General features: G+C 41.6%; 9 protein-coding genes. All 9 read right to left on the bottom strand.

The genetic code is table 11. The features are described 5' to 3' along the window. On the bottom strand, window positions 1-5,563 hold a 5,563-nt coding region (locus AXF18_RS07000; RefSeq protein ID WP_157090884.1), incomplete at its 3' end, for an isopeptide-forming domain-containing fimbrial protein. 60 nt (window positions 5,564-5,623) lie between these two features. After that, window positions 5,624-6,211 carry a TlpA disulfide reductase family protein gene (locus AXF18_RS06995; protein WP_063641737.1) on the bottom strand — a complete coding sequence of 196 codons (588 nt, stop codon included), beginning with the start codon at window positions 6,209-6,211 and terminating at the stop codon, window positions 5,624-5,626. Between the two features lie 330 nt (window positions 6,212-6,541). After that, a complete protein-coding gene (locus AXF18_RS06990) occupies window positions 6,542-7,528 on the bottom strand; it encodes a PhoH family protein (protein WP_049550008.1) in 987 nt (328 codons plus the stop codon). Window positions 7,529-7,608: 80 nt separating this feature from the next. After that, window positions 7,609-7,824 (bottom strand): YozE family protein, encoded by a 216-nt coding sequence (locus tag AXF18_RS06985; protein WP_001232084.1) that lies wholly within the window; start codon window positions 7,822-7,824, stop codon window positions 7,609-7,611. 23 nt (window positions 7,825-7,847) lie between these two features. Then, window positions 7,848-8,426: a GrpB family protein gene (locus AXF18_RS06980; RefSeq protein WP_065371720.1), complete on the bottom strand. Its 579-nt coding sequence runs from the start codon at window positions 8,424-8,426 to the stop codon at window positions 7,848-7,850. 11 nt (window positions 8,427-8,437) lie between these two features. Then, window positions 8,438-9,292, bottom strand: coding sequence for an RNA-binding virulence regulatory protein CvfB (gene cvfB / locus AXF18_RS06975; protein ID WP_001095466.1), 855 nt, complete (start codon window positions 9,290-9,292; stop codon window positions 8,438-8,440). Window positions 9,293-9,351: 59 nt separating this feature from the next. Beyond that, window positions 9,352-9,909: a ribosome recycling factor gene (gene frr, locus AXF18_RS06970; RefSeq protein WP_001262235.1), complete on the bottom strand. Its 558-nt coding sequence runs from the start codon at window positions 9,907-9,909 to the stop codon at window positions 9,352-9,354. A gap of 7 nt (window positions 9,910-9,916) precedes the next feature. After that, complete coding sequence (pyrH, locus tag AXF18_RS06965; RefSeq protein WP_000002996.1) at window positions 9,917-10,654, bottom strand: UMP kinase; 738 nt, start codon at window positions 10,652-10,654, stop codon at window positions 9,917-9,919. 83 nt (window positions 10,655-10,737) lie between these two features. After that, window positions 10,738-12,072, bottom strand: coding sequence for a methylenetetrahydrofolate--tRNA-(uracil(54)-C(5))-methyltransferase (FADH(2)-oxidizing) TrmFO (gene trmFO / locus AXF18_RS06960; RefSeq protein ID WP_049550010.1), 1,335 nt, complete (start codon window positions 12,070-12,072; stop codon window positions 10,738-10,740). Window positions 12,073-12,113: the final 41 nt, after the last annotated feature.

The following is a 12,113-nucleotide window of genomic DNA, read 5'->3' as shown; positions in this document are numbered from 1 at the left end:
CGTAAGAAGCCTTATTCGGAATCTGTGTACGGCCGTCTTCCTTCACATATGCAGACAAGTTAGCGCCGGCTTTGATCTTAGCGTCGAATGTTAATTCAACTGCTTGACCGCCATTTGCTTTCACTTGTTCTTCTGTAAGGGTCAAGGTAATCGTTTGACCTTCTACCTTGATTTGGCTTGCATCAAGAGCTTGACCATTCAAGGTCGCACTTGATTTACCTGAGAACTCAAGAACATCTTCGATCTTATCGGTTACGCTGAAGGCTGTCGCATCTTGCGCTACACTTGTTTTCACATTGTATGTGAAGACTTCATCACGTTTTGCGAGGGTTGCTTCTGCCTTGCCGTTCACATCTTTCTTGATTTCTGGCTCTTCTGGTGTTGGAGGTGTTACTGGGACTTCGTTAGAGTCCTTGTGCACACCTGGTTTGTGTGGGAAGCTTGCGTCGTAAGAAGCCTTATTCGGAATCTGTGTACGGCCGTCTTCCTTCACATATGCGGACAAGTTAGCGCCAGCTTTGATCTTCGCGTCGAATGTTAATTCAACTGCTTGACCGCCATTTGCTTTCACTTGGTCTTCTGTAAGCGTCAAGGTAATCGTTTGACCTTCTACCTTGATTTGACTTGCTTCAAGCGCTTGACCATTCAAGGTCGCACTTGATTTACCTGCAAACTCAAGAACATCTTCGATCTTATCGGTTACGCTGAAGGCTGTCGCATCTTGCGCTACACTTGTTTTCACGTTGTATGTGAAGACTTGGTCGCGTTTGTCAAGAGTTTCAGATTCTTTGCCGTTCACATCTTTCTTGATCTCTGGCTCGTCTGGTGTTGGAGGTGTTACTGGGACTTCGTTAGAGTCCTTGTGATATTTCGGATTGTGATCAATATCATAAGAAGCCTTATTCGGAATCTCTGTCTTACCATCTTTATTCACATAAGCTGATAAGTTGGCATTATCTCTAATCTTAGCCTTGAAATTCACTTCAATGGACTTACCTGCATCTGCTTTTACAGAAGCTTCTGTAAAGGCAACTTTGATGACTTGACCAGAAAGTGTCACTGTCGCCTTCGATCCTGCATCCTCACCATCAAGTTTAACAGTGGCTGAAGCATTCTCACCAACAAATTCTAGAACTTCTTTCAACTCGTCTGTCATCTCAAACACAGTTGCGCTGGCAGGCATTGTTGTTTTCAAAGTATAAGTAAACTCTTCATTACGTTTTGCAAGATCATAACGTTCTGCTCCGTTTACTTCCTTCTTAAGCTCTGGAGTAGTGGTTGGTGGTGGTGTAACGGTAACTGGTTTTGATTCTTTCTTAGAATCAGGATTATCATTAATGATGTAGCTAGCAGTATTTGGTACTACCGGCTTGTCTTTTGATTCATTTGGATAAGCTGCTAAGAGTGCATCAAAGGTAATGCCTTCCTTCACCTTAGCCTTAAATGAAACTTGTACAGCTTTACCAGCATATTGTTTCACTTGCTCTTTACCAAATGTGACCGTCAAACGTTGACCTTCTGTTGTTACAGTGAGGTCTTGAACAGCTTGGCCATCAACAGTGACCGTTGCTTCTCCTTCAAATGCCAATTCTTTGACGATATCATCTGAAATGGTGAAGCTATCTGCCACATGTGGAACCGTTGAGTCAATCGTATACGTAAAGATTTCTGATAACTTACCAAGATCTGCATGTTCCTGACCATTCACCTTCTTCGTGATTGGTGGTGGTGTAACAGTGACCGGCTTGGTTTCTTTCTCACCTTGTTGGTCATTCTTGTTGGTGTAAGTAATCTTAGCTTTGTTCTCAATAGATGGAACAGTTGAGCCTTTCTTCACTTTGGCATGAATCACGAGCTCTACTTCTTGGTTACCGTAGTCACCCGCATTCGCAAAATCTTTCATCGTTGCAGTCACGGTTTGACCTTGAACTGTTACATCGAAGAATTTCGCTGCCGCTCCCTTGATTTCAGCTTGACCTGGAGTCAAGTTCTCATCCAAGGTATCCGTTACAACGAAGGACTTGTACGTTGTAATATCATTTGGCAATTTCGCTTTGATATTATAAGCAAAGTCGGTTTCCGCACCGATTGTTGCCTCTGTCAGTGTTTCGTTGATTTTCTTATCAACACCTGGTTCTGATGGAGGGGTTACGGTGACAGGTTTCGTTTCTTTTTCTCCGCTATGATCGTTCTTATCTGTGAAGCTGAACTTCGCAGTATTTGGAATGTTGATACGAGTCACTCCATCATTGATCTTAGCCGGAATAATCAATTCCACTTCTTGACCAGCAAGGTCTGTAGCGTTCGCAAAGTCCTTCATCGTTGCAGTCACGGTTTGACCCTCAACTGTTACATCGAAGAAGGCGGCAGCTGCTCCTTTGATAACTGGTTTGCTTGAAGTTTCATTGATAACTGACAAATCTCCTTCAAGTGTATCTGTAATCACAAATTTCTTGTAATCTGTAATATCTGTTGGAAGTTTTGTCTTAATGTTGTAGTTATACGCTTGACCTGTCGCGATATCTAAGTGATCAAGAGTTTCATTGATCTTCTTCGTTACAGGAGGTGGCGTTACGGTGACAGGTTTCGATTCAACTTCTTTCTCTACATTATTCTCATTTGTAAAGGAAATAGAAGCCTTGTTTTCAATGGTTGTACCTATCACACCATTTTTAACTTTTGCAGGAATGACTAGTTCAACAGTTGAGTATTTTGCAAGTTCACCAAACTGACCATCCTTCACCGTTGCCGTAATCTCTTGACCATTGGTGTGGATATCAAAGAGGGCCGCTGCAGAACCTTTAATACTTACGTCTCCTGCAAGTTCCAAATTAGCATCCAGTGTATCACGAATCACAAATTTCTTGTAATTAGCAACATCACTTGGTACTGCTGTTGTAATATTGTAGTTGTATGGTTGCCCATCAAACGTTTGGAAGCTATCCAAGTTTTCATTGATTTTCTTATCAATCGTTGGTTCTTTTGGTTTTGGTGGGGTAACCGTTACTTCGTTAGAGGTTTGTTTCACATCGTTCAAGATCACATCCGCTGTATTTGGTACTTTTACTTGACCATCTTTCTTGTATTTAGAAAGATCAGCACCTTTACGGATTTTCGCCTTAAAGGTTAATTCTACATATTGAATGTCTTTCACCTTACGGCGATTCACTTTACGAGTGATTTTTTCAAGATTAGTTTTGTCTAGTGTCAACGAAACGGTTTGACCTGAAACGGTTGTCGCACCTTTCAAATCAGCGTTATCTTTTCCACCGAGTTTTACATTCAAACTATCTGCTTGAACTTCTAACTCTGGAACAACTGTATCTGTCAGCGTAAAGTTGTCCGCAATACCTGGCCATGGAGCAGTCACCTTGTACTCAAAGAGTTCCTCTTCTGCCTTCAAATCTTCATGTTCTTTGTCATTAACCTTCTTCGTAATTTCGGTTACAACTGGAGGTTTCACGTAAACTGGATTTGAACGGCGAATGGTACTTGGTTTGGTATCTGTCTTGGCATGCGCATCTTGGTTTGGTTGATTGTCATCACCATTCCACATGATGTTCCCTTGGTTTAGGAGACCAAATCCATTACTTTCCTGAAGGAGAGCCATGAATTCTTTACTTGATTGATTATTGCGGTATTGTTCTTTCAAACGAACCTTAATGGTCATTTGAGCTTTCTTCAATACCAAGTAATTATAGTTGGATCCTTTAGCAGGAACATCCGCAACCACGACACTTTGAGGGTTGCCTTCTGAATCATCTTGACTAACTACACGAGTGGTCCATTTTTCTCCATTTGGTCCAGTAGCTGAACTTTCAACCACTTCCAAACGGTAGTCAAGTGGGTCTGTCAACATGACGTTCTTTTCAAATTCGTAGGCTACGTTATTGAAGTTGTAATCAAGAGTATAGGTAAACTCCTCTGCCTTGTCTGACAATTGTGCAGAATAGGCTTTTTTCTTTGTCAAACCAAGCGGGTCATCAATTTCTCCCAAATCATTACTCTTATCTGCGTCGGTAATTCTCTTCGTGACACTTGGGTAACAGTACTCGAGTTTTTGAACTTCAACTTCTTCATTACGTCCACCAATCTTACGGGTTGTAAATTCACCTGTCTTGAAGACACCAGTCAATTCAGGGACTGTAATTGTTTCATTCGTTGGTGTGTAATCAGCTGGCGGATCAACTTCATCCTCTTCATTCGTTTCAGGAGCACGAGCTTCCTTACTCAAATCATAGTCGAAATTGTTATCTCCAGGGTTGAAGACACTATCGGGTACATAGATTGTGACATTGTCACCTTCTTGATTGATTCGACCACGAATTTGTTTTGATGGATCTGTGACTTTTTCAACAACTGTTTTACCATTGATTCGAACAGCATCAACCTTATACCCGGGTGTAACAGTGAACTCACCTTTGATGTCTTCCTTGATCAACGCTGCAGCTACCGATTCTAAAATTCGATTTGAGAACTTATCGATATCGCTTTGTTCATTAACATAGAAGGAAACGTTCTTTCCGTTTACAACCTTGTCTGGTGAAGCCATCGATTGAAGAGCATCATGGAAGATTCCTTGAACTGAACGGTTATCACCGATATTCAATGTTTTTCCAAATCCATTCAAATAAGCAGAACCATATTGGAAGTATGGGTCAGTGAACCCTGCCACTCGCTCCCAGAAACCAATAACTACAGAGCCTTCTGATCCAACAGCATTCTTAAGTGTATTTCCTGCCTCTTTTAACTCGTTTGCACGGCTGACAATATCTTGCGCTGCTTCAGGGAAATAGTTTTGACCAAGTCCCCATGCAGGTTGTAGCTTATAAGTTCTGGCATAACTTTTATCCATAACAACATTACCATCTGGGAGACGGTAACCATTGGCCACACCATCCGTTACAAGGAGGAATACTGTCTTACGACCATTTTTCATTTCTCCTTTTTGACTGTTATAAGCAGCAAGAGCATCCGTGATACCAGGAACTGTAGGAGTTCCTCCTCCAACAGTAATATTATCAATAAAGCTATGAATAGATTTTTGATCTGATGTTAAATCACTTGAACTAAACTGATAATGTTTACCAGTGATCCCCTCATTTGTATAGGTATCAATCGCTCCTGTGAAGTCCTCATTATCAAAATATCGAACCTGATCCAATCCTTGATAAGCTGAAACGAAGACGCGGTCAGTCGTATCTGGATCACCTGTACTCACTAAATGTGGGTCAGTTTCATTGTACTGTTCAGGTTTCACATAAGTGGTCAAACGCTTCAAGGCATTCTTAACACTAGGAATAGTCTTTTCAAAGGATCCACTCGCATCTTGAAGGATAACTAAGTCGATCGGTTTACGTGGAACTGTCCACTGTGTTTTTTCTGTTTTCTTTACCTTACGATAACATCCATTCTGGATAATTTCTGTGTTCTCTCCTACTTGTCTTGCAGCCCCTTCATCAGCTGATGCACCTCGAGCAAGGAACAGTCCAGCCAATCCTAATGGCACAGAGAGAAACAGAATCGTAAACAGAATGGAGACCTTTTTAATGAAATCTCTCATAATTTTCTCTGAAATCCTATTGCGATTTCTTCTTCCTCCTTTTTCCGAAATGAATGTATGTTAGTTTAGCAGTTCTTGTAACTCTTTCGAGAAATTTTCAGCAGTGGTATGATTTACTAATACATTCTTTACCTGTTGCTGTTTTGTCACAAGATACATACTTGGTATGGTTTGAACCTGTAAAAGATCGGCTGCGAACTGATCTTCGTCATAATAATACGGGAAAGTATATCCTTTTTCTTTGATATACTGATCAGCAGTTTCCTTTGTTTCTTTTCCTGGTTCGTTCATATTCAGAAGAACAAAATGAATTTGATCTCCATACTTTTCATACATCTGCTGAACAATGGGTAGTTGTTTCTGGCAATGCGGACACCAACTAGCCCATTCGACAACTAATATAGGTTTATCATACAGTTCCGAGATAGCAATCAATTTTCCATCTTGAGAGGTCATTTTAAATTCTGGAAGTTGTTGACCTTTTAAACTCAAAGCTGAATTGTTCTCATCGCTTGAAGTCGATTGCGAAACTGAAGACGTTCCTATATCTCCATCCTTAGTGGGTCTAGTGAAATAAATTAAACCCACCGCTAAAGCTATGATGACTCCTACTGCTAAAAATGGAAGCCACCACTTGTCTTTTTTCATAATATCTCCTTTCTATTAAGATGTGAAAGCGAGTTAGGTACTTTCAAATTTTGGACATAAGCCCACTCTAACCCAAATATCATTTTATCATTTTGAAATCTTTATTTCAATAAAATTTATCGTAATTTTTCCTATTAATTGCTAAGGAAATTAAGAAAAAATAAAATTTATAATAAGTTAACTTAAATGTGGAGGTTTCAGCACTAATATTTCTAGAATTTTACCAACATCAGATTAGAATCATCATTATTCTGTATATAATAAATTAGCCATACAACTTTTTATACAGGGCAACTTAAAAGCAGTTCGCATCTGAACTGCTCTTTTTTGCTATTCTGTCTCTTGGTTCTTTTCTTCAACCTTAACTGGAGCGGGTTCATAAGCTCGAATAATCTGAGCGACAACCGGATGGCGAACCACATCCTTAGCTGAAAAATGAACAAAGTCGATTTGGTGAATGTTCTTGAGCTTTTCTTGAGCATCAATCAAACCGGACTTAACATTACGTGGCAGGTCAATCTGACTGATATCCCCATTGACAATCATCTTCGAATTAAAGCCTAAACGAGTCAAGAACATCTTCATCTGCATGATAGTCGTATTTTGCGCCTCATCGAGAATGACAAAGGCATCATCCAAGGTCCGTCCACGCATGTAGGCGAGGGGCGCGATTTCGATAATTTCACGCTCCATGAGACGGGTCGTTTGGTCTTTCCCGAGAATCTGATACAAGGCATCATAAACTGGTCGAAGATAAGGATCGACCTTCTCCTTAAGATCACCCGGAAGAAATCCTAGACTCTCGCCTGCTTCCACTGCCGGACGAGTAAGGATAATCCGCTTGACTTGCCCACGTTTAAGGGCAGTTACTGCCAAAGTCACTGCAAGAAAGGTCTTCCCTGTCCCTGCAGGTCCGATTCCAAAGGTCACATCATGCTGTTTGACACTGTCCACATAAAGCTTTTGACCCAAGGTTTTGACACGGATAGGCTTCCCAGTATTATCCTTGATAATTTCTTCTTCGTAAAGGGCGACAAACTTGTCAATTTCATCGTTTTTGACCATGCTAATCGCAGTCACCACATCTGGCGTGCCAACGGTCATTCCACGATTTACCAAGACCATCAAAGCCTGAATAACCTGACGGGCTTCCTCACAGGCAGCTTCTTCTCCCAAAACCTGCACAATCTCCGTACGGGCATGAATCACCACATCGAGCTCTTCTTCCATCAAACGAAGATGGCGCTCATTGGAACCAAAAAGATGGAACAAGTCATCTGGGTGACTTAGTTGAATGTCTATTGAATGTTCCTTCAAATAAAGAACCTCTCTAATCCGTTTATTTCTTTATATTATAGCAAAGAGAACAATAAAATACTAGCCTCATCTCATTGTCTCTAGTGTTCTAAGTATTCTTGCCAGATAGCGTCAAAGTCACCTAGGTTAAAAGAGAAACTGGCATGCTCCTCCAGAAAGCGACTCACCTCATCAAAATCATCTGTATGTTTTGGAAAAGCTGACTCTTCAAAAGCGAGGTCTGCCAAGATGGCTTTAGGGCTATTACTTTTAGGATTGCGCTCGGTCATGAGCCAAGTGTAAAATGATTTTCTCAATTCTTTCTCCTATCAAGAGTTTTTTAATGACACTTTTCTGATTCTTGAAAATTACTGGACTTAGCCTCTGAAACGTAGTGGTTTATAAAATCTGTTTTAGCATCTGTATAGGCGTCTCGATTGTGTTCAAATTTTTTCCACAAACTTAGTTTTAATTCCTGATACGCTTGGGCAATATCTGGATGCTGGCAGAGATAATCTCTAAAATAAATCTCGTCATGATCTCCCGTCATTCGCAAATGTAAATGAAAAACTTTCTCAGCAAATCCCTGCTCTGTATATCCTTTATTTAGCGAAATCCTGTTAGGACTCTCCGACATCACTAGCCACCCATTCTTCACCAATAAATCCCTAACTCTTGCTAAATCCTCTATTTTACCTACTTCTAACAGAATATCAACGATATTTTTGGCCCAAATATTAGGGATAGCAGTGCTACCGATATGTTCTATTCTTTTAATAACATTTGCACCCAATATTTTTTTCAGGCTTGCTTTTTCCGATTCATACCAGTCTTTCCACTCTGGCTTGTGCTCTACTAAAAAAATCGGAAAAAGTTGCCAGAGTTCCTCTAAACTCATTTCTTCAAGTTTCTTTATCATGTCTATAAGGCCTAAATCAACTCTGTCCCAAACTGATCTTGCTTGATTTTGCCAGCCTTCATCAAGCCACCGAGTGCTTTCTTGAACTGACCTTTAGAAATACCAAAGGTTGCTTTGATATCATCAGGAGATGACTTATCATTTAAAGTCATGAAACCGCCATTGCTTTCCAAGTAAGTCAGAATCATTTGTGCATCATTTTCCAACATCTCAAAAGAACGCGGTTTGAGAGAAAGATTAAGAGTGCGGTCAACCTCTCGGAAACCAATGACACGCGCATCTAACACTTGCCCTAAACGTGGCTCTGCATAGCGCTCACTTGGGTGAATGAAACCAAGCATGTTATTCTCTGGCAGATAGACAAAGGTCCCTGACAGCTTGAGGCGGTAAACAATGGCTGGCCAGTTTTGGTTCTGCATATTGTTGTAGGCAGGACGAGCCAGACGTTGGAAGTCTTCTTGATAAGCCAAGAGTCCCCAGATTCGGTCTTTCTTGTCCACTTCAAGGCGGATGTAGAGTTTGTCACCCTTCTTAGGCCAGAGTTCCTTGAACTCAGGGAGGATATCGAGTGACACAACGATTTCCTTGTCAGGTAGACCAGTATCGACAAAGACACCCAAATCCTTACGAACTTCTGTTACGGTTCCCCAACCAAATTGGTCCTGAGTGGCAGTCACTTCTAAGGTTGTCAGGCGGAGTTTTTGATTCATATCCGTGTAGGCGAAACCTTTGACCGTATCCCCTACTGTATGTTGACCTTCTTCCTTAGCAAGAGCATAGGTCTGACCATCCTTTTGCACAAAGTAAAAACGGTCATTTTCATCGATGATGAGTCCAACGATAAAACTTGCAAGATTTGTATTCATATTTCCTTCTTTCGAATAAAACTCAGCCAGCAATGCCAACTGAGTTTTTCTGTTTATTTTTAGACTTCCAAGATTTCTTTTTCTTTATTGGCTGTCATGTCGTCGATGTGTTTCACAGCGTCGTCTGTTACTTTTTGAATATCTTTTTCAAGAGTCTTCAATTCGTCTTCAGTGATTTCTTTTGCTTTTTCTTGCTTTTTAGCTTCGTCCATAGCATCACGACGGATATTGCGGACAGCCACTTTAGCATTCTCACCGACCTTCTTCACTTCTTTGGCAAGGTCACGACGAGTCTCTTCTGTAAGAGCAGGGATAACCAAGCGGATCACAGAACCGTCATTAGCTGGTGTAATACCAAGATCAGAAGCGTTCAAGGCACGTTCGATGTCTTTCAATGAAGACTTGTCAAATGGTGTTACCAACAAGACACGCGCTTCTGGAATAGTAATTGAAGCGATTTGGTTAAGAGGAGTTTCGACTCCGTAGTATTCTACGTGGATACGGTCTAGCAAGCTTGCGTTGGCACGACCGGCACGGATACCACCAAATTCACGAGCAAGTGATTGGTGAGACTGGGTCATTCTCTCTTTAGCTTTTTCTACAATTGCATTAGCCATAATTTTCTTATTCCTTTTCTTCGATATTGTTTGAAACTGTTGTTCCAATATTTTCACCAAATACGACACGTTTGATGTTGCCTGGTTGGTTCATATTGAAGACAACCAAGTCAATGTCGTTGTCCATAGAGAGGGTTGAAGCAGTTGAGTCCATGATACGAAGACCTTTATTGATAACGTCACGGTGGGTCAATTCTTCAAACTTAACGGCAGTTTTGTCTTTCTTAGGATCGGCATTGTAAACACCGTCTACCCCATTTTTAGCCATCAGAATGGCATCCGCTTCGATTTCAGCTGCACGAAGGGCAGCTGTTGTATCTGTTGAGAAGTAAGGTGAACCAATCCCAGCACCAAAGATAACGATGCGGCCTTTTTCAAGATGACGAAGGGCACGTCCACGTACGTACGGCTCTGCCACTTGTTGCATGGCAATGGCAGTTTGCACACGCGTATCGACACCAACTTGCTGCAATGAATCTGCCATCACAAGAGCATTCATCACGGTCCCAAGCATTCCAGTGTAATCGGCCTGAACGCGGTCCATTCCTGCTTCTGCAGCAGGTTCTCCACGCCAGAGATTTCCTCCACCAATAACAAGGGCAATTTCGATACCTAAGCTATGAACTTCTTGAATCTCTTTTGCGATTGTTTGAACTGTCTGGATATCAATCCCTACGCCACGTTCACCGGCAAGGGCTTCACCTGATAACTTGATTAAAATACGTTTATACTTGGGGTTCGCCATTTTTACTCTCCTTTTTTTATCCTACCTATTTTATCACAATTTCTAAGATTTTTATAGTATCATGAGCAATTCTTTCAAAAAAATTAAACCGTTAAAAATTCCTCTAAGTCGGTAAGAGCACGCTCTGCAATTTTTTCATAACGAGCTTTTTTATCACGGATACGCTCGCCTTCCAATTCCTTGATAATCCCAAAATTGACATTCATTGGTTGGAAATGTTTGCTGTCCGCATGAGTGATGTAATGAGCTAGACTTCCAATCGCTGTGGTCTCTGGGAAGATAGCTTCACTTTCACCCTTAAAGAGACGAGCTGCGTTAATACCTGCAACCAAGCCTGAAGCTGCTGACTCAACATAGCCTTCCACACCCGTCATTTGACCAGCAAAGAAAAGGTTTGGTTGTTTCTTAGAACGATAGGTTTGTTCTAGCAAGTTCGGTGAATCCATATAAGAATTGCGATGCATGACCCCATAGCGAACAAACTCCGCATTTTCAAGACCTGGAATCATTTGGAAGACACGCTTTTGTTCTCCCCATTTGAGGTGGGTCTGGAATCCAACGATATTATAGAGACTACCAGCCGCATTATCCTGACGGAGCTGGACAACCGCATATGGAGTTTTGAAATCTCCATCACGAGGGCCTGTGTAGTCATCTGGATACTCCAGACCAACTGGTTTCATGGGACCATAAAGCATGGTTTTAATGCCACGCTTGGCCATGACTTCGATTGGCATACATCCTTCAAAGTACTTTTCTTTTTCAAAAGAATTCAGCGGTGCTTCTTCCGCATTGACCAATGCCTCATGGAAATCCATAAATTCTTGTTTGGTCATTGGAGCGTTGAGGTAGGCCGCCTCTCCCTTATCATAACGAGATTTGAGATAGACCTTGCTCATATCGATGGTATTGACATCGATAATCGGCGCCGCCGCATCGTAGAAATAGAAACCATCACCGTCATTGAGGGCATGAATCTTTTCAGCTAAGGCATCACTAGTCAAAGGACCAGTAGCGACAACTGTAATAACATCCGTTGGCAATTCTGTAATTTCATCACGAACCACTTCAATCAAGGGGTGATTGGCTACTTTTTCGGTCACCATCTGGGAGAAACCATCGCGGTCCACCGCAAGGGCACCACCAGCAGGGACACGTGTAGCTTCAGCAGATTCCAAAATGACAGAACCCAAGCGACGCATTTCTTCCTTGAGGAGTCCAACGGCGTTTGTCAGAGCATCCCCACGTAAGGAATTGGAACAAACCAATTCAGCAAAATTGTCTGTTTTGTGTTGGGGTGTTGACTTGACACCACGCATTTCATAGAGTTTAACTGGAATACCGCGTTCTGCGATTTGGTAAGCTGCTTCAGAGCCTGCCAAACCAGCACCGATAACATTGATATAAGATTGAGACACGACAATAATACCTCTTTGGGTGGAAACTAAGTCCAAATAAA

This window comes from Streptococcus sp. oral taxon 064, from assembly GCF_001683375.1.
In the GTDB taxonomy this organism is placed as follows: domain Bacteria; phylum Bacillota; class Bacilli; order Lactobacillales; family Streptococcaceae; genus Streptococcus; species Streptococcus oralis_S.
Note: the sequence above shows the minus strand (reverse complement) of the source record. Positions and strands in the feature narration are given on the sequence as shown.